This is a genomic window from Sphaerisporangium sp. NPDC005288 (genome assembly GCF_040607475.1).
GTDB lineage: Bacteria > Actinomycetota > Actinomycetes > Streptosporangiales > Streptosporangiaceae > Sphaerisporangium > Sphaerisporangium rhizosphaerae.
In genome coordinates, this window is the sequence record NZ_JBEXGT010000001.1 from 455,906 (window position 1) to 474,974 (window position 19,069).

The following is a 19,069-nucleotide window of genomic DNA, read 5'->3' on the forward strand; positions in this document are numbered from 1 at the left end:
GGCTCCTCCGCGAAGAGGGCCGGATCCACCGGGGGTCCGGAGTTGTACAACCTGGACAAGCTGGACCGACATATTGTGACATGTCGCCAGGTCGGCACCTGGAGGCGGCGGCCGTAACGTCACAGGCATGAGCATCGAGCGTGAGGTACACCAGCAGCCGGGCGTGGCTCCCGACCAGCCCGTCACGCACGGCGGCCCGTCCCTGCCCCAGGTGCGCCGCCTGGTCACCGAGGTCCCCGGCCCGAAGTCCCGCGAGATGTTCGCGCGCAAGCGGTCGGCGGTGCCGCCGGGCATCGGCACCACCCTGCCGGTGTTCGTGACCCACGCCGGCGGCGGCGTGCTCGTGGACGCCGACGGCAACTCTCTCATCGACTTCGGCTCGGGCATCGCGGTGACCACCGTCGGCAACGCCGCGCCCCGCGTCGTGGAGCGCGTCACAAAGCAGGTCGCCGACTTCACCCACACCTGCTTCATGGTGACGCCGTACGAGTCGTACCTGGAGGTCTGCGAGCGGCTCAACGCCCTCACCCCCGGCGACCACGACAAGCGCTCGTTCCTGGTCAACAGCGGCGCCGAAGCCGTGGAGAACGCCGTCAAGGTGGCCCGCCACGCCACCGGGCGGCAGGCGGTCGTCGTGTTCGACCACGGCTACCACGGCCGCACGCTGCTCACCATGACGCTGACGGCCAAGAACATGCCCTACAAGCACCGGTTCGGCCCCTACGCGCCGGAGGTGTACCGCATGCCGATGGCCTACCCCTACCGGTGGCCCACCGGCCCGGACAACTGCGCCGAGGAGGCCGTGGCCCAGGCCATCGACGCGATCGACAAGCAGATCGGCGCGCAGAACGTGGCCGCCATCGTGATCGAGCCGATCCAGGGCGAGGGCGGCTTCATCGAGCCCGCGCGGGGCTTCCTGCCCGCGCTGCTGGAGTACGCCCGGGCCAACGGCATCGTGTTCGTCGCCGACGAGGTGCAGACCGGGTTCGCCCGCACCGGGCACCTGTTCGCCTGCGAGGACGAGGGCATCGTGCCGGACATCATCTGCACGGCCAAGGGCATCGCGGGCGGCCTGCCGCTCGCGGCGGTCACCGGCCGGGCCGAGCTCCTGGACGCCGTGCACGTCGGCGGCCTCGGCGGCACCTACGGCGGCAACCCGCTGGCCTGCGAGGCGGCGCTGGCCGTGCTGGACACGATCGAGGCCGACGGCCTGGTGGAGCGCGCGCGGCAGGTCGGCGCCATCATGCTCCCCCGGCTCAGGGCGCTGGCGGAGCGGTTCGACATCATCGGGGACGTGCGGGGGCGCGGCGCCATGATCGCCATCGAGCTGGTCGTGCCGGGCACCAAGAAGCCCGACGCGGCCGTCACCGGGGAGATCGTCCGGCGCTGCCACGCGGAGGGCCTGGTCGTGCTCACGGCGGGCACCTACGGCAACGTGCTGCGCTTCCTTCCGCCGCTGTCCATCCCGGACTCCCTGCTGGAAGAGGGCCTGTCCATCCTGGAGAAGGCCATCGCGTCCGTTTAGGAGCACCACAAAAGGGGCACCCGGGTTTCACCCGAGGTGTCCCTTTTGTCATTGAACGGGCGGGGCGAGGGACGCGATTTAACCCGTCCTTGACATCGCCCTAGTCGATCACTTTCAGTAACGGGGTTATAACGGTTCGGGTAGGAGCCATTCGAGCCACGGGAGCGTGATGAGCTGGGATCCGACCGGAGCGGCACGGCTCAACCTGACCTTCGACCCCAACGATCTGACCGGCCCGCAGCGCGAGGGGGACGCCTGCGTGGTCTGCCACAAGAAGTGGCCACGGCCACGGGTCCGCGTCGGCCGGCTGCCCGACGACGCCCCCGTCATGGCCTGCGAGGACTGCGCCGAAGCCCTTCTGCCCGCGCCCCCCGCACCCCGCAAGAAGCCCGCCCCGCGCAAGGCCGCCCTCCCCTAGGCCGCTGCGGCGCCTTCCTCACGCATGCCCCAGGGGGAGCCGTACTCGCCGAGCAGGTCAAGGAAGGGCACCGGGTCGAAGGCCTCGGGGCCGAGGACGCCGCGTCCGCTCCAGGTGCCGCGCGCCAGCAGTTCCAGCGCCACGACCGGATGGACCGCCGTCTGCCACACCACCGCCTGGGCTCCGTACTCGCGCATCGACCATTCGTTGTCCACGACGTGGTACAGGTAGACCTCCCGCGGCCGGCCGTCCTTGCCGGTGCCCCTGATCCAGGTGCCCGCGCAGGTCTTGCCGCGCATCCGGTCGCCCAGTGTCGCCGGGTCCGGCAGCGAAGCGGCCACCACGTCGCGCGGGGACACCTCGACGCCCTTGATCCGCACCGGCTCGGTCGAGTCCAGGCCGAGCTTGTGCAGGGTGCGCAGCACCTCGATGAACTCGGCGCCCAGGCCGTACTTGAAGGTCACCCGCCGGGCCTTCACCCAGCGCGGGACCAGCAGTACCTCCTCGTGCTCGACGTTCACGCACTCGACCGGGCCGATGCCCTCGGGGAAGTCGAACATCTCCGGCTCGCTGAACGGCTCGGTGGTGTGCCAGCCGCCGTCCTCCCAGACCACCGGCGGGTTGAGGCACTCCTCGATGGTGGTCCAGATGGAGAAGGTGGGCGCGAACGCCTCCTGCCCGCCGGGACCTCGCACGACCAGGTTGGCGCCGTCGCGGATGCCGATCTCGTCGATGCTCTCGAACAGGTGGTCGGCCGCGTACCGGGCGAAGACGTCGGCCAGGCCCGGCTCGACCCCCATGCCCACCAGGGCGAGCCTGCCCTCGGCCTCCCAGCGCCGTGACATGGCGAACTGCTCGTCGCCGAGCTTGACGCCGGGCAGCTCGTACGGCCGGGAGGGGTGCGGCCGCGACAGCGACATGGCCATGTCGAGGTAGTCGGCGCCCGCGGCGAGGGCCGCGCGGAACAGCGGCATGTCGAACCGGGGATCGACGGCGTTGAACAGCACGTCGCAGCGGTGCTCGCGCAGGGCGGCCTCCACCGCGGCCTGGTCGGAGGCGTCCAGCCCGATCGCGCTGAACCGGTCCTCCACCGGGCGCGCGGAGGCCACGCGCCGGCCCGGGGCGCGTCCCGGCCCAGAGGGCGGCACCTGTTCTGACGCGCCGATGCGTTCGGACGCGCCGACCTGTTTGGAGACGACGGCCTCGGCGCGTGAGCGGTCATAGTCGGCGACGACGATGTGGTCGAAGAAGTCACGGCGGGCGGCGATCGGCACCACGGCGGAACCCACGCCGCCCGCGCCTACGAGAAGGATGCGCATGCCGGGACCGTATCAACTGACTGGTCAACCAATCAATATGATGCCCGCCACCCGGCCACCCCTTTCCACCATGGATTTCGTCGCCGACGACCCCAGACGGCGACGAGAAGGAGGGCAGCCGGCCGCCGGCACGACCGATACCGGAAACCCCGGCGGCGCCCCGTCTAACCGGCGAGCGAGCGCCAGCGGGCCGCCCACTCGGCGTAGTCGGTGCATGGTCCGTCCCGGTCTTCGCAGTCACTCCCCGGGAGGACGGCGAAGACGACCTTCTTGCCCCAGGAGGCGTCGGGGACCCGGAACGCCGCGCACACGGCCTTGGCGAGCCTGGCGCGGCCCGCCGCCGCCGGCCCCTTGCCGTGGTAGGCGCAGGCCCCGGGGTTGGCCGGCGCCAGCATGTTGCGCGCCGACGCCTGCTGCTGCACGTCCTTGGAGGAGGCCCAGTCGATCCAGCGGTAGGCGCAGTTGGGCGAGGCGGCCGTCGCCGAGACCATCCACGCGTCCACCCAGCCGGTGGCCGGGTCGTCCCGCACCGCCTTGACGGAGTGGCCGCCCGCGCGAAGGGTCTCCATCAGGAACGGCAGGCCCCGCCCTGCGGAGACAGAGCCGCCGGCGAACGCCTGCAACGCCTGGACCTGCCTGGCGTAGTAGAACCGGTCGCCGCCGCCCCGTTCGCCGAGGAGCGCCATCGCCGCGTCGAGCTGGGGCCGGGTGAGGTTGAACGGGTCGCCGATGCCGAGCTTCGGCCGCTGGCGCTTCACCGCGAGCGCGGCGTCGGCGATGGTCAGCGGGCTGTCCTTGAGCATGACCGGGCCGCGGGCGGAGTACAGCCCGGCGCCCGCCGGCGGGCGCGTCTCGACGCTGTCGTACAGCGTCGCGTACCACCCCCACAGGTACGGCACGCCGTACACCTGGGAGCCGGCCGTGATCGCGCGCTGGGAGCGCAACCACGAGGGGATCTCGCCGTAGTTGCGCAGGAGCGAGGTGGTGATCGGGGCGACCTTGCGCTCGGCGATCAGGCGACCGCCGACCTGCGGGGGCGCGGACACCACATCGAACGCGGTGCCGGCCGCCATCGTGTCGAGCTGGTCGTCCGACGCCGGGAAGCGCAGGTTGACCCGGCAGCCGGTGGTGGTCTCGAACCGCCCCACCCAGTTGTAGGCCGGATCGGTGCCGCCGTACTCGGCGTAACCGCGGTAGGACAGCACGGTGACCGACCCCTCCCCCGGCCCGAGGGTGGTGACCGCAGGGGACGGCGTCGCCGCCGGGGTGGGCGAGGACGACGGGGACGGCGTCGCGGCCGCCGAGGAGGCGGCGCCCGACGGCCCCATCCCGGAGGCGGAGGGAGAGGCGGAGATGGAAGCGGACCCCGAGGCGCTGGGCGCCGCCCCCGCGTCGACCGTGGCGGGCCCCCTCGCGCCGCCGCACCCGGCGAGCGCGACGGCGGCCGAGGCGAGCAGCGCCGGCAGCCATCGAGGACGCCTCGTCGATGTGCTCACGCCGGCCGTCCCCCTCGTTCTCAGCCCTTTGCGGGCAGCCTACCGGCCGGGCGGGCGGGGGGCGCGTCATGCGCCGGCGGCGAGACCCGCGGCGAGGGTGCCAGCCCGCCGACCTCGGCGCCCGCCGACCTCGGCGCCCATCGACCTCGGCGCCCGTCGACCTCGGCGGGCCGTCGACCTCGGCGCCCGTCGACCTCGGCGCCCGTCGACCTCGGCGCCCGTCGACCTCGGCGCCCGTCGACCTCGGCGGGCCGTCGTGCGGCCCGGCGGTGCCCCGGCGGCAACGTGCGCGAGCACGAGGGCGGCGGGGCACCGTCAGTGCGGTGACCGCACACCTTCACCGGCCGCGGCTCTCCACCCGGAATGTGCTGGATGTGATCGGCGCCGGGTCGGCGAGGCGTGGTACGGCGATGCCGGCGCCGCTCCTACGGCGCCCGGCCCGGTCGACGTTCGTGGACAGCGCGCTAGGCGTTGGTGGGGAAGCCGAGGTTGACGCCGCCGTGGCTCGGGTCCAGCCAGCGGGAGGTGACGACCTTGCCGCGGGTGTAGAAGTGGACGCCCTCGGCGCCGTGGACGTGCGTGTCGCCGAACAGCGAGGCCTTCCAGCCGCCGAAGCTGTAGAACGCCATCGGCACCGGGATCGGCACGTTGATGCCGACCATGCCGACCTCCACCTCGTTCTGGAAACGCCGCGCCGCGCCGCCGTCGTTGGTGAACACCGCGGTGCCGTTGCCGTACTCGGTGCCGTTGATGATGCGCAGGCCCTCCTCGTAGGAGCGGACGCGGATCACCGACAGGACCGGGCCGAAGATCTCGTCGCGGTGCACGGCGGAACCGGGGGTGACGTGGTCGACCAGGGTCGGGCCGAGCCAGAACCCCGGCGTCCCGGCCGCCGTGGTGCCGCCCTTGACCGGCGTCTCCCTGCCGTCGACGACCAGCTTGGCCCCCTCGGCCAGCGCCGTGTCGAGGTAGGAGGCCACCTTGTCGCGGTGCGCGCCGGTGACCAGCGGGCCCATGTCGGCGTCGGGGTCGTCGCCGGCGCCGACGGTCAGCCGGCCCACCCGGTCGACGATCTTGGCGACCAGCTCGTCCCCGACCGGGTCCACGGCGAGCACGACGGAGATCGCCATGCACCGCTCCCCCGCCGAGCCGAAGCCGGCGTTCACCGCCGCGTCGGCGACCAGGTCGAGATCGGCGTCGGGCAGCACGAGCATGTGGTTCTTCGCGCCGCCGAGCGCCTGCACCCGCTTGCCGTGCCGGGTGCCGGTCTCGTAGACGTACCGGGCGATCGGCGTGGAACCGACGAAGGAGACGGCGCGCACGTCGGGGTGCTCCAGCAGCCGGTCCACAGCCACCTTGTCGCCCTGGACGACGTTGAACACCCCGCCGGGCAGCCCGGCCCGCTTCCACAGGGACGCCATCAGCAGCGACGCCGACGGGTCGCGCTCGGAGGGCTTGAGCACGAAGGTGTTGCCGCAGGCGATGGCGACCGGGTACATCCACATGGGCACCATCGCCGGGAAGTTGAAGGGGGTGATCCCGGCGACGACGCCCAGCGGCTGCCTGATCGAGAAGGAGTCGACGTTCGTCGAGACGTTCTCCGAGAAGCCGCCCTTGAGCAGGTGCGGGATGCCGCACGCGAACTCCACGACCTCCAGGCCGCGGGCGACCTCGCCGAGCGCGTCGGAGCGCACCTTTCCGTGCTCGGCGCTGATCAGCGCGGCCAGGTCGTCGCGGTGGGCGTCCATCAGCTCCCGGAACCGGAACAGCACCTGCGCCCGCTTCATCAGCGAGGCGTCGCGCCAGGCGGGGAAGGCCGCCGCCGCCGCGGCCACCGCGGCGTCGACGTCCTGGACGGCCGCCAGGTCGACCAGGGCACGCACCTCGCCGGTGGCCGGGTTGAACACCTCGCCCCGGCGTCCGGAGCCGCCGGGCGTCTCGGCGCCGCCGATCCAGTGCGCGACCCGCTTCACCGCGCCGTCCCGCCCGTCGCCCTCGTGGTCGAGCGGCCCGTGCGCCGGCCCGTGGTTCACTTGCCCGTCTCCTCGTTGATCGTCTCCAGCGCGGCGAGGATGATGCCCAGCCCCTCGCGCGCCTCTTCCTCGCTCAGCGTCAGCGGCGGCGCCATGCGCAGCACGTTGCCGTACAGACCGCCCTTGCCGGCCAGCAGGCCGAGCTTCTTGGTCTCCTCCATGAACCGCGCGGCCAGCGCGGGCGACGGCGCCCCGCTGCCCGGGTCGACCAGCTCCACCGCGAACATCAGGCCCTTGCCGCGGATGTCGCCGACGATCGGCAGCCGGTCCTTGGCCGCGCGCAGCCCGTCGATGAGGATGGCGCCGGTGGTGGCGGCGCGGGTCTGCAGGTCGTGGTCCAGGACGTAGTCCAGGGTCGCGTTCGCCGCGGCCATCGAGACCGGGTTGCCGCCGAAGGTGGCAAGGCCGATGGCGTGCGGCCCGTCCATCAGGTCGCCGCGCGCGACGACGCCGCCGACCGCGAAGCCGTTGCCGAGCCCCTTGGCGAAGGTCATCATGTCGGGGGTCACGCCGTGGTCCTGGATGCCGAAGAAGGCCGAGCCGGTGCGGCCCCACCCGGTCTGCACCTCGTCGGAGATGAAAAGGATGCCTTCCTCGTCCAGCACCTCCTTGTACGCCCGGAACAGCCCGTCGGGCGCCATGGTGAAACCGCCGACGCCCTGGATCGGCTCGGCGATCAGCGCGGCCACGTCGTTGGACACCGCGGTGGCGAGCACGTGCCGCAGGTCGTCCACGCAGGCGGCGATGTAGTCGGCGTCCGACAGGCCGCGGAACTGGGTCAGGTGGCGGTCGGCGCCGTGCAGGAAGTGCACGTTCAGCGGCGACAGCGAGTTGTTCTTCCAGCCGCGGTTGCTGGTGACGGCCAGGGCGCCGAAGCTGCGGCCGTGGTAGCTCTGCCGCATGGCGAGTACCTGGTCGGACCTGCGGGCGTAGGTGGCCAGCAGCAGAGCCGTCTCGTTGGCCTCGGTGCCGGAGTTGGTGAAGAAGACCTTGGCGTTCTCGATGCCCGACAGCCTGGCGATCTTCTCGGCCAGCTCGACCTGGGCGCGCAGGAGGTAGACCGTGCTGGTGTGAACGACCCCGGTGGCGAGCTGGCGCTCGACGGCGTCACGGACCTCCGGGACGTCGTATCCGATCATGTTGGTCAGGATGCCGGCGAAGAAGTCGAGGTAGGTGTGGCCTTCGGCGTCGACGACGCGGTTGCCCTTACCTCGCACGATCTCGATGGGCTCGTCGTAGTAGAGGGACAACCAGTTGGGCATGACCGCACGATGGCGCGGAAGCAGGTCGGACATAGACCGATTATGTCCACTCGTTGCCACCGCTCCCACCTCCAAGGTGTCGGCGTACCCCGAAATCACCTTACATGCTGGCAGTGTCAGGCTAAAATGTCGTGCGGTCCAGTAGATAGTATGTCAGGACATTAACTCACAGCCTGCTCCGAGCCGAGTCCTCATGGCTCCTCGGCGGCGCAGGCCCGTCGGGGCCTCCTGCGCGCGAAAGCCCCTCGCGCCGACGCTCCGGCGCTGATCACCGGCGCCGTCGTGGCCGGCGCGAGGGGCGCGGTCGTGCCGAGCGCGCGGGCGGGCGCGCTCAGGCGACCTTCTCCGGCTCGGGCTGGGGCGCGGGCGCCGGCCGCCCGGGACGCAGGACGGAAAAGGCCAGGACGGCCGCGGCCAGGGTGAAGGCGACGCCGACCCACGAGCCGAACGACATCGCGGACACGAACGCCTCCCTGGCGGTCCTGGCCAGCCCCGGATCGCCCATCTGCAGCGCCGCGCCGATGGAGTCGCGGGCCGCCGCCGGCGCGCCGTCCGGCATGCTCGCGGTGTAGACGCCGGCCAGCACGCTGCCGAGAACGGCCACGCTGAGCGCCATGCCGACCTGTTGAACGGTGTCGTTCAGCGCCGAGCCGACGCCCGCGTGCTCGGGCGGCACCGCCCCCATCAACGTCGCGTACGCGGCCGGCCCGGCGAGACCGCCGCCGACGCCCATGACGAGCAGACCGGCGATCAGCTTGCCGTACCCGTCGGCCGGGCCGATCGTCCCGAGCACGGCGAACCCGCCCGCCATCACGAGCATGCCGCCGGCGATCAGCACGCGGTTGCTCACCCGCTGCCCGAGCCCGGCGCCCACCCCGTTGAAGACCGCCGCCGCCACCGCGTACGGCAGCAGCGCGAGCCCCGCCTTCATCGGCCCGTACGCGAGGACGAACTGCAGGTACTGGGTGAGCATGAGCAGCAGCGCGCCGGTGCCGAACGACATCAGCACGATCGAGAACGACGACCCGCCGAAGTCACGGTCGCGGAACAGCGCCAGCGGCAGCATGGGATGCTCCGACCTGCGCTCCCAGAGCACGAACGCGCCGAGCGCCACGACCGCGACGGCCATCGCGGCCACCGACCCGCCCGAGCTCCAGCCATCGCGGGGCGCCGCGATGACCACGTACACCAGCGCGGTCATGCCGGCCGTCGACAGCAGCGCGCCGAGCGGGTCGACGGGGCGGGCCGGGCCCCGGGACTCGGGCATCAGCAGCACCGCGGCGACGATCGCGACGACGGCGATGGGCACGTTCAGCAGGAACACCGAGCCCCACCAGTAGTGCTCCAGCAGGAAGCCGCCGAGCGTCGGACCGGCGATCACGCCCACCATGGCGACGGCGCTCCACGCGGCGAACGCCTTGCGGCGCTCGGACTCGTCGAAGACCGTGATCAGGATCGACAGCGTGCTCGGCATCAGGAACGACCCGCCCACGCCCATGAGCGCGCGGGCGCCGATGAGCTGCCACGGCTCCTGCGCGATCGTCGCGACCAGCGAGGCGGCTCCGAACGCGGCCAGGCCGATGATCAGGAATCGGCGCCGCCCGTAGCGGTCGGACAGGCTGCCGGCGGTCAGCAGCAGGCCGGCGAAGACCAGCACGTAGGCGTCGATGATCCACTGCACGTCGGACGGGGTGGCGCCGAGGTCACGGATCAGCGAGGGGATGGCCAGGTTGAGCACCGTGTTGTCGACCACGAGCACCAGCAGGCTCACGCACAGCACGCCGAGGATCCACCAGCGGCGCGGGTGCTTGGCCGGAGTCGGACCGGCCTCTTCTCGTACATCGTTCGAGTTCACTCGCACAGCGTACGATGAGCCTCGCACGGTGTGCGACAGATTTATCCTGGAGCGAACGAAGGAGCCCGCGCACGTGCCGCCAAAGCAACGCTTCACCTCGGTCTGGTCACGCCAGAGCGCGCCCAAGGCCACGCCCGTCCGCGAACACCCCGCGCTGAGCCGCGACCACATCGTCAAGGCCGCCGTCGAACTGCTCGACGCCGAAGGCCTCGACGCCCTCAGCATGCGCAGGCTCGGCTCACGCCTCGGCTCAGGAGCGACCAGCATCTACTGGCACGTCTCCAACAAGGACCAACTGCTGGAGCTGGCGCTCGACGAGGTGTACTCCGAGGTGCGGCTGCCCGACCCGGACGTCACGGGCTGGCATGACACCGCCGCGGCGTTCGCCTACGGGATGCGCGAGGCGGTGCTCGGGCACCCGTGGTCGGTCACGCTCATCGGCTCCATGCCGAGCATCGGGCCCAACGCGCTCAAGGCGATCTCCGCGCTCTCCACCGCCATGCAGCTCGGCGGCTTCGCCGGCGTGACCCTCGAGTTCGCCGTCAGCTCGATCGTCTCCTACACCCTGGGCGCCACCACACCCGAGGCCGGCTGGATCAACACCGTGGGCCGCAGTGGCGCCGACCAGGCCGAATGGGTGGCCGACATGAGCGCCCAGCTCCACATCGCCGGCGCCGAGCATCCGGAGCTGATCGCCCGCTACGACAGTCTCCACGACCTCGACGTCACCCAGATGCGCCGCCTCAGCTTCGACTACGGCCTGTCCGCCCTCCTGGACGGCCTGGCGCTCCGCCTCCACCAGACCTGACCAAGGACGGGCGCAGGGCGGACAGACGGAGGACGGGCGCGGGCCGAACAGACGGAGGACGGGCGCGGGGCGAACAGCGAGAGCGGGGCGGACAGACCGAGGACGGGCGCGGGGCGGACAGCGGGAGCGGACCTGGCGGCGAGGGCCGGCCCACGCGGGACGGCCGGCGAGAACGGCCGCATAACGGGCGGTCACTATGCCACATAGGGGACGGTCGCTGTTACACCGTGATCAGCTAGGCTCGGAAATATGCTACCGACCTTGGCCGACGTCCTCGCCCTGGACGCCGTGCGCCGAGGCAACCCCCGCGTGGTCGCGGGGGCCGACCGGCTGGACACGCGCGTGCGCTGGGTGCACGTCGGAGAGGTCAGCGACATCGCCCACCTGCTGCGCGGCGGCGAGCTCATCCTCACCACCGGCGTCGCCCTGCCCGACGAACCGGACAAACTCGTCGACTACATCGCCGACCTGGCGAGCGTGGGCACCTCCGGCCTGATCGTCGAGCTCGGCCGCAGGTTCATCCACGAGTTGCCCTCCGCCGTCGTGGACGCCGCGGAGACCCACGGGCTGCCGCTGGTCACCCTCGCGCGCGAGACGCCGTTCGTGCAGATCACCGAGTCGGTGCACGCCCGCATCATCGACATCCAGTTGGAGGAGCTGCGCGCCTCCGAGCAGCTGCACGAGGTGTTCACCGAGCTGTCGGTCGAGGGCGCCTCGCCCGCCGAGGTGCTGACCCAGGTCGCGAGGCTCTCGGCCCGGCCCGCGTTGCTGGAGAACCTCGCCCACCAGGTGCTCGCCTGCGAGTCCGCCGGGCGCGACACCGGCATCCTGCTCGCCAACTGGGAGGCCCGGTCGCGCGCCGTCGTCCTCGGCGAGCGCACGGCCTACGACCCCTCCTCCGGCTGGCTGGTCACCATGGTCGGCGCGCGCGGCCACGACTGGGGGCGGCTCATCCTGCTCTGCGACTCGCCGCCGAGCCCGCGCGACATCGTCCTCGCCGAGCGCGCCGCCACCACGCTCGCCCTGGGCCGGCTGCTGGAGCGGCACCAGGAGAGCCTCGAACGCCAGGCCCACGGCACGATCATCGCCGGCATCCTGACCCACGCGTACGCCGACCCGGAGGAGGTCGCCGCCCGCGCCCGCGCGGTCGGCGTCCCGCTGACCGGACGCAAGCTCATCGGCCTGGTGCTCCGCCTCGCGGAGCCGCCGGCCGAGACGGTGCTCAACCTGCAGGCCAAGCTGAGCGAGCTGGCCGAGGCCGCCGCGGCCGCATGCCGGGACGCCAGGCTGCCCGCCCTGGTGGGCGCGCTCGACCAGCACCGCATCGGCGTCCTGCTGCCCCTGCCGCCGCGCACCCTGGCCGAAGGCGCGCTCACCGCCCTCGCCGAACGGCTCCGCACGACCTTCACCACGCCGTTCGTCCTGGCGGCCGGCTCGGTGGTCGAGTCGATCAAAGAGGTGCGGCGCAGCTTCCTGGAAGCCGAACAGGTCGCCGAGGCCGCCGCGCGCCAGCCCGACCGCCGCCCGTTCTACCGGCTGCCCGACCTGCGCCTGCGCGGCCTGCTCCATCTGCTGCGCGACGACGCGCGCCTGCAGACCTTCGCCGAACGCGAGCTCGGCCCGCTGCTCGCCCACGACGCCCACCGCGGCGGCGACCTGACCGGCATCCTGCGCGTCTACCTGGACTCCGGACGCAACAAGGCGGTCGCGGCACAGCGCGCCCACCTGTCCAGGCCCGCGTTCTACGACCGGCTGCGCCGCCTGGAGCGCGTCCTGGACACCAACCTGGACGACGTCGACTCCTGCCTGTCCTTGCACGTCGCCCTGCTGGCACTGGAGTCCTTCCGCAGAGAGACCCGCTGACCGCACCGCGAGGGACGCACTGACGGCGCGCGGATCGTCCAGCGGGCGACGCGCCGCCTGCCGCGGCGCATGGCGACCGGCCGTCGTCCGGCGACGGGTCCCAGGTGGTGACAGGTCCCGGGTGGTGACGAGCGTCAGGAGTCGGGGACGGTGTCCCGCCGTGCGGCGTGGGCCGCGTCGTCGGCGCAGACGTAGGCGTCCCACCGGCGCGGCCGAGCCATGATCACTCCAAGGATGAAACCAAGGCTCATGCTCGCCAGGATTATCACGAAAACTACGTTGAGCCCCATAACGGGTGCCTCTCGAGGATGGTGTGCCGCCGGCTCGTGATCGCGGCCTGACGAACCGTAACCCCGGAACACGGGCGCCGGCAGCCGATCGCCATCGGTTGACCCGTAATGACCAGGGCGTTGACCCGATTTGCGTAGCCCCTTACGGACACTCGCCCCCACCACCGGTAGAAGGCGGCCCGCGGGATCCCTGCCCACGCCCCCGGCCGGGCCTCTGGTCACATTCTCGTAGACGTTGGCGTGTTCACCCGGCCTTGACCTTCTGCGGACAAGACGATGGTCATCGAGGAATCGGATCACCCACGGGAGCCCTTGATGCCACGTCGTCTCGCCGCCGGACTCGCCGCGCTGTCGTTCCTCGCGGCGGCGGCCCCCACAGCCGCCAGCGCCCGGTCGGCCGCGTCGGCGGTGCCGGCCGAAACGGCGCGGGCGACCCGGCCGGCCGGCACGACGGCCACGCGCGTCCAGTTCGCCCTCCCGACGAAGGACTTCCCGCTGGGGCAGCCAGGCCCGGTCACCCAGAAGAAGAAGTCCGTGACGAAAGGCATCGACTTCTTCACCGTCGTGCACGGCGAGGCGACCGACGGATACACGGTGTCGGTGCTCATGAACGGCAAGGACTACGGCTCGCGGGAGCAGGCCGACGCCGCCGCCGAGGCCGTCCAGGCGGCCGGGCTCCCCGCCGGCATCCAGGAGTTCACCCGCCCGGCCGTCGCCGACTACCCCGCGGGCGTCAGCTACATGGTCCGCGTCGGCATGTGGAAGCCGGAGGAGAAGGCCGAGGCCGGCAAGATCGCCAAGAAGCTCGGCGAGGCCGGCGTCAAGGCGAAGGTCGACTTCCTCGGCGACGACGGCTTCCAGACCACCGGCCCCTGGGACATGCGCGTCCTCACCGTCGACCCGCGGGTCTTCGGCGGCTCCTACCACGCGAGCCTCGGGACGAGCGTCGCCACGCGCGAGACCACGTCCTCGATGGCCAAGAAGGCGGGCGCCGTCGTCGCCGTCAACGGCGGCTTCTTCAACATCCACACCGACAAGAACCTCCGCGGCGAACCCGTCGGCGTCTCGGTCGTCAACGGCCGCCTGCTCAGCGAGGCCGTTCTCGGCCGCAGCGCCCTCATCCTCAAGGGCCGCACCGCGCGCATATCCGAGGTGGCCACGGCCGTCACCGCCACCTCCGCCGACGGCGAGAAGACCGTCATCAACGGCGTGAACCGCGCCGCCGCCGCCGACGAGCTCGTCCTGTACACCGAGGAGTTCGGGGAGAAGACCCCCGCCGACGAGGGCGCCGAAGCCGTGCTGGACGCCGAGGGACAGGTCCTCGAACTGCGCCCTGCCGGCGGCAAGGTCGCCGCCGGCACCCGCGTCCTGCACGGCACCGGCATCATGGCCGACTGGATCTGGTCGCACGCCTGGGAGAACTGGAGCCTGAAGATCACCACCAAGGTGACCGACATGCGTTCCGGCAAGGCCATCCCCCTCACCCCCGAGACCAGCGTCATCGGCGGCGGCGTCGGCCTGGTCCGCGACGGCCGCGAGCGCGTCACCGCGCAGGCGGACGGCCAGGCGAACATCAACATGATCCTCCGCCGTCACCCCCGCACCCTCGCGGGCGTCACCAAGTCCGGCCGGCTGATCCTCGCCGTCGTGGACGGCCGCAAGCCGGGCGTCACCGTCGGAGCCTCGATGATCGAAGCCGCCCATTTGATGATGTGGCTCGGCGCCCGTCAGGCCATCAACCTCGACGGCGGCGGCTCCAGCGCGATGGTCGTCAAGGGCAAGGTCGTCAACCACCCCTCCGACGGCGTCGAACGCGGCGTGGGCGACGCCGTCCTCATCGTCCCCTAACCCGTCCCTCCGGGGGCATCGCGATATGCCATCCCCCCGTACCCGCGCTGCGATATCCCGCGCCCCGGAGGAGCGGATCACCTCCGGGCGGCCCCCGCTGCTCTACCGGAGATCCGATTCACGGGCGAAGTCCCGGGCGAGTTCACGCGCTTTCACAAGCGATTCGACGAGCGGTTCTTCAATGATTCGCGAGAGAATCCACGAGTTCGACCGGGAACGGATTCGGCGCGAACGAGTTGAACGGCCTGCATCCGGCACAATGGATTCGCGGGCGGCCATGGACCCGACCGGTGTTCGACTCCCCTACGTCGGCGACGCCGCCTCCGGCGCCCCAACCTGACCCTCCCGACCCCACGCCGGCCGACCGCCCTGCCCTCCCGCCCCCACGCCGGCCGACCGCCCTGTCCTCCCGCCCTCCATCGACGGGTCGACCGTCCACCCGCTTCCCATCAAGTAGCCGACCCACCCCGGCTTCCACTCCCACACCGGCCGGCCGGCCGACCCTGTTCCCGCCAATCCGGTCGGCCGGGCGACCGGTCATGTGCTCCAGAGTTCTCTTGGTCTCGTCGGCCAGCCGACCTGCGGCCTGACCTGCCCGATCCCTTCGTCGGCTGACCGACTGGTCACCACCGGCCGACATCTGCCCCGACATATTCCTTGACACGAATATTCTCGGTGGTGAATGCTTATTTCCATGGACGCACTCTTCACCGCACTGGCCGACCCGGCTCGCTGGCGGCTCGTGATCCTGCTGGCCGAGCGGCCCCGGCCGGTCGGCGTCCTGGCTCGGCTCGCCGAGGCACGTCAGCCGCAGACGACCAAGCACCTGCAGACCCTCGAACGCGCCGGCATCGTCACCTCCCAGCGCACCGGCCAGCGCCGCATCTACGCGCTCCGGTCCGAGCCTCTACGGGAGCTGGCGGCCGAGCTCAACCGGCTCGCCGACACCACTGAGCAGGCCGGCGGCACGCGCGAGACCTTCGACCGCCACGGGCTCAGCGTCCACGCGGAGCGGCTCGCCGCGGAACGGCCGGGGTGGGCCGACGGCCGCTCGTTCAGGTTCCACCGGTCGCTGACAGGCGACCCCGAGTCGGTCTGGCGCCACCTGACCGAGCCCTCCCTGCTCGCCCACTGGTGGACACCCGACGACCTACGCGTCTCCGAGCTCGTATTCGAGGCGCGGCCGGGTGGACGGATCGCCCATGAGTATCGCGACGCCGAGGACGTCGACGGCTCCGACCAGGTCGCCGGGCACGCGGAGGGAATCGTCGACGAGGTCCGGCCTCATGAACACCTCGCCTACCGGCTGTCTCCGCTGCTTCCCGACGGCAGCCACGCCTTCACCGCCCACCTCGACCTCGACCTCCGTCCCACCGGCACCGGCCCGGGCACCAGCAGCGGCACCGGCACCGACCTGGAAGTTCTCTTCCACATCACCGACAGCACCGTCGAATCCGCGGACTTCGTCGCGGGCATCGAGATCGGCTTCGGCCAGAGCCTCGACAAGCTCGCAGCGACCCTGTCCGCGCATTCGCACACCACCGATAAAAGGAGCTCACGATGACCGACTCGACCGGACGCAGGGTGACCGCGAACCTGAGTCTCACCCTCGACGGACGTTACAACGGTCCCGGCGGACCCGGCGATTTCGCCGCGTTCGCTCCCTATGTGACCACCGAGGTCGCGCGCGACCACATGAATCGCATGTGGGAGGCCGCGACGACGGCGCTGCTCGGCCGGATCAATGCCGAGGGATTCATGGGGTACTGGCCGTCGGTCGCCGAAGACGCGAACGCCGACCCGCGTGATCGCGGATATGCCAAATGGCTGGTCGACACGGAGAAGGTGGTTCTGTCGACCACCTTGACCGAAGCTCCGTGGGAACGCACCCGAGTGGTGAACGCCCCCGCCGCCGACGTCGTCACCGACCTCAAGGCGACCGGCGGGGGCGACATCCTCGTCAACAGCAGCGCCGGCGTCATCAAGGCGCTCCTGTCGGCGGACCTGATCGACCGGCTGTACCTCATGATCTTCCCAGAGATCACCGGAGGGGGGCAGCGACTGTTCGACGACGGCCTGCCGGCCACCACGTGGACGCTCGTCCACCAGGAGACCGGCGAGCTGGGCGAGATGGCCATGGTCTACGACCGGGTTCGCCGCTCGACGGCCGAGTAGACATATCCAGACAGGAGACGGCACATGAGCAAGGTGATCATCGGTGCGGCCGTGTCAGCGGACGGTTTCATCGCCGACCGGAACGACGGCGTGGGACCGTTGTTCGACTGGTACTTCAACGGCCCGCAGGAGCTGCCGGCCGCACCGAACCAGTACCGGCCGAAGGACGGATACCGGCCGGCCGCCGCAAGCGCCGACTTCCTACGCGCCACCTGGGCGAGCGTCGGCGCGACCATCATGGGGCGCCGCCTGTTCGACCTCACCGACGGCTGGGGCGGCAAGCCCGCCGTGGGCGATCACGTCTTCGTCGTCACCCACCGGTCCCCCGGCGACTGGCCGAGCCGTTATCCCGACGCCCCGTTCCACTTCGTGACCGGCGGCCTGGAAGAAGCCGTGGCCCGTGCCAAGCAGGCGGCCGGCGACCGCGACGTCTCCATGCCCCCGGGCGACCTCGCCGGGCAGGCGATCTCCGCGGGGCTGGTGGATCAAATCGACATGTACGTCGTTCCGGTCCTGTTCGGCGACGGCATCCGCTTCTTCGGAGAGCACAAGATCCCCACCACGATGCTGAACAACCCACGCATCGTGGAAAGCGACCGGGTCACCCACCTCAGCTACGACGTACGCCCACAATGACCGCCCTCAAGCTCCCCAGCCGGCGAAACGGTCCCCCGCACCGGCCGCGACACCGGCCATCCGTCTCCATACCGCTCCATCAGATGGACTAACGAGCTGGGCGGGCAGCAACCCTCGGACCACCCACCCGCATGCCGGGCGGGCCTCACCCACTCCTCCGGTGACGGTAGGGCCAAACGGGCTTCTCTGCTCCTGATCCGGGTCTGCAGAGAGGAAGCGACGTGCGGGATGGGCAGCCAACCGGAGGTGCCGCCGGAAGGCGCCGGCTCCACCGACCTCCGCCCCCTGCGCCCCGTCCAACGAACTGACGACCGGGGTGGGCAGCGACTCTTGGGACCCCCACCCGCGTGCCGGGTGGGCCCCATTCACGTCTCCCGGGCGGACACGGATGGGCCGGTTCTCCTGCTCCTGGTTCAGGTCGGCCTGGGGGATGGGTGTGCGGGGGTGGGGCCGAGCGTCTGGTGGTGGGGCGCCATACCATCGCGCCTACACCGCCGACCATCGTCCCGCCGTCCCACACCACTACCGCCCCATCTGATGGACTGACGACGGGGTGCGCAACAACCCTCGGACCACCCACCCGCATGCCTGGCGGGGCCATTCGGCTTCTCCGGCGGGCCTATCCAATCCTTTGCTGACGGCACGGTCAGGCTGGTCTCTCTGGTCCCGCTTCGGGTCGACCCGGGGATGGGTGTGCCGGTCTGGGTGCGAGTGTCCAGTGTGACGTCGCAAGACGGTGCCGGTGCCGCCGCCAACCATCGTCCCGCCGTACCAGCCCCACTACCGCGCCATCTGATGGACGACCGGGGTGGGCAGCGACCCTCGGACCCCCCACCCGCGTGCCGGGCGGGCCCATTCGGCTTCACCGCTGCGCCGGTTCTCCTGGTCCCGATCCTGATCGAACTGGGGATGGGTGTACGGGATGGGGGGATGTTGGGTGGGGCGCCGTTGGACGGCATCGGTGCTGTCGGCCATCGTCCCGCTGTGCCAGCGGCATATAGCCGGTCTTCTGCCGGGTGATTCCAGTCGGCTTTTGAACCCGGGGGTAGTAAGCCTGCCGGACCGTCAGCGGGCCGATCAGCCGGCAGGACGGTCAGTGGATGTACCGGCCGGTGGGACAGTCGGCCGTTGTGCCGGTCCTCTCAGCCCCTCGGGTGGACGGGCAGTCGGTTAGGCCGGTTCACCGATCCGGGGGCTGTGGCGGAAATGGTCCATAAATGCAGGTAGGCCATCCACATCGTGGATGGCCTACCTTGCGTTACACATATATCTATCTATCAAGTTTTGTCCGGCGGTGTCCTACTCTCCCACACCGTCCCCGGTGCAGTACCATCGGCGCTGGAAAGCTTAACTTCCGGGTTCGGAATGTAACCGGGTGTTTCCCTTCCGCTATGACCGCCGTAACCCTCCGAGACCAAACCACACCCACCCGAACCAACCCGGGCAGGGGTTTGTTGTCTCTGAGTTGCATAATGGACGCGAGCAAGAAGCTTTGTGATCAAGTCCTCGGCCTATTAGTACCGGTCAGCTCCACACCTTAC

At 71.1% G+C, this 19,069-nt stretch carries 13 protein-coding genes and 1 rRNA gene; 8 read left to right on the forward strand and 6 right to left on the reverse strand.

Annotated elements, in window-relative coordinates:
* Positions 1-127: 127 nt before the first annotated feature.
* Both gabT and ABZU32_RS01915 read left to right on the forward strand, forming a co-directional pair.
* Positions 128-1,525, forward strand: coding sequence for a 4-aminobutyrate--2-oxoglutarate transaminase (gene gabT / locus ABZU32_RS01910; RefSeq protein ID WP_354915795.1), 1,398 nt, complete (start codon positions 128-130; stop codon positions 1,523-1,525).
* A gap of 169 nt (positions 1,526-1,694) precedes the next feature.
* Positions 1,695-1,943 carry a hypothetical protein gene (locus tag ABZU32_RS01915; protein ID WP_354835406.1) on the forward strand — a complete coding sequence of 83 codons (249 nt, stop codon included), beginning with the start codon at positions 1,695-1,697 and terminating at the stop codon, positions 1,941-1,943.
* Here ABZU32_RS01915 and ABZU32_RS01920 read toward each other — a convergent pair.
* The 5 genes from ABZU32_RS01920 to ABZU32_RS01940 form a co-directional block, all read right to left on the reverse strand.
* Complete coding sequence (locus ABZU32_RS01920; RefSeq protein ID WP_354915798.1) at positions 1,940-3,262, reverse strand: saccharopine dehydrogenase C-terminal domain-containing protein; 1,323 nt, start codon at positions 3,260-3,262, stop codon at positions 1,940-1,942. The two genes, ABZU32_RS01915 and ABZU32_RS01920, sit on opposite strands and share 4 nt — an antisense overlap.
* Before the next feature lie 164 nt (positions 3,263-3,426).
* Complete coding sequence (locus ABZU32_RS01925) at positions 3,427-4,758, reverse strand: extracellular solute-binding protein (protein WP_354915801.1); 1,332 nt, start codon at positions 4,756-4,758, stop codon at positions 3,427-3,429.
* A gap of 464 nt (positions 4,759-5,222) precedes the next feature.
* Complete coding sequence (locus tag ABZU32_RS01930) at positions 5,223-6,731, reverse strand: CoA-acylating methylmalonate-semialdehyde dehydrogenase (protein ID WP_354915848.1); 1,509 nt, start codon at positions 6,729-6,731, stop codon at positions 5,223-5,225.
* A 56-nt stretch (positions 6,732-6,787) separates the two neighbouring features.
* Entirely contained in the window at positions 6,788-8,086 is a 1,299-nt protein-coding gene (locus tag ABZU32_RS01935) for an aspartate aminotransferase family protein (RefSeq protein WP_354915804.1), read from the reverse strand.
* A gap of 298 nt (positions 8,087-8,384) precedes the next feature.
* On the reverse strand, positions 8,385-9,908 hold the full coding sequence (locus ABZU32_RS01940; protein WP_354915808.1) for an MFS transporter: 1,524 nt from the start codon (positions 9,906-9,908) through the stop codon (positions 8,385-8,387).
* A 73-nt stretch (positions 9,909-9,981) separates the two neighbouring features.
* Between ABZU32_RS01940 and ABZU32_RS01945 the strand changes: the two genes are divergently transcribed.
* From ABZU32_RS01945 to ABZU32_RS01970, 6 genes are all read left to right on the forward strand, one after another.
* Positions 9,982-10,716, forward strand: coding sequence for a TetR family transcriptional regulator (locus ABZU32_RS01945; RefSeq protein ID WP_354915810.1), 735 nt, complete (start codon positions 9,982-9,984; stop codon positions 10,714-10,716).
* Between the two features lie 249 nt (positions 10,717-10,965).
* Positions 10,966-12,579 carry a PucR family transcriptional regulator ligand-binding domain-containing protein gene (locus tag ABZU32_RS01950; RefSeq protein WP_354915812.1) on the forward strand — a complete coding sequence of 538 codons (1,614 nt, stop codon included), beginning with the start codon at positions 10,966-10,968 and terminating at the stop codon, positions 12,577-12,579.
* A gap of 605 nt (positions 12,580-13,184) precedes the next feature.
* Complete coding sequence (locus ABZU32_RS01955) at positions 13,185-14,717, forward strand: phosphodiester glycosidase family protein (protein WP_354915815.1); 1,533 nt, start codon at positions 13,185-13,187, stop codon at positions 14,715-14,717.
* Positions 14,718-15,411: 694 nt separating this feature from the next.
* Positions 15,412-16,281 (forward strand): metalloregulator ArsR/SmtB family transcription factor, encoded by an 870-nt coding sequence (locus ABZU32_RS01960; protein WP_354915817.1) that lies wholly within the window; start codon positions 15,412-15,414, stop codon positions 16,279-16,281.
* Positions 16,278-16,892: a dihydrofolate reductase family protein gene (locus ABZU32_RS01965; RefSeq protein WP_354915820.1), complete on the forward strand. Its 615-nt coding sequence runs from the start codon at positions 16,278-16,280 to the stop codon at positions 16,890-16,892. Before ABZU32_RS01960 ends, ABZU32_RS01965 begins: the two co-directional genes overlap by 4 nt.
* Positions 16,893-16,916: 24 nt before the next feature.
* The gene (locus ABZU32_RS01970) at positions 16,917-17,528 is read left to right on the forward strand and encodes a dihydrofolate reductase family protein (RefSeq protein ID WP_354835426.1); all 612 of its coding nucleotides are present in this window, start codon (positions 16,917-16,919) and stop codon (positions 17,526-17,528) included.
* Positions 17,529-18,814: 1,286 nt separating this feature from the next.
* On the opposite strand, the gene rrf is transcribed toward ABZU32_RS01970, so the two are convergent.
* A 5S ribosomal RNA gene (gene rrf, locus ABZU32_RS01975) occupies positions 18,815-18,931 on the reverse strand.
* Positions 18,932-19,069 lie beyond the last annotated feature (138 nt).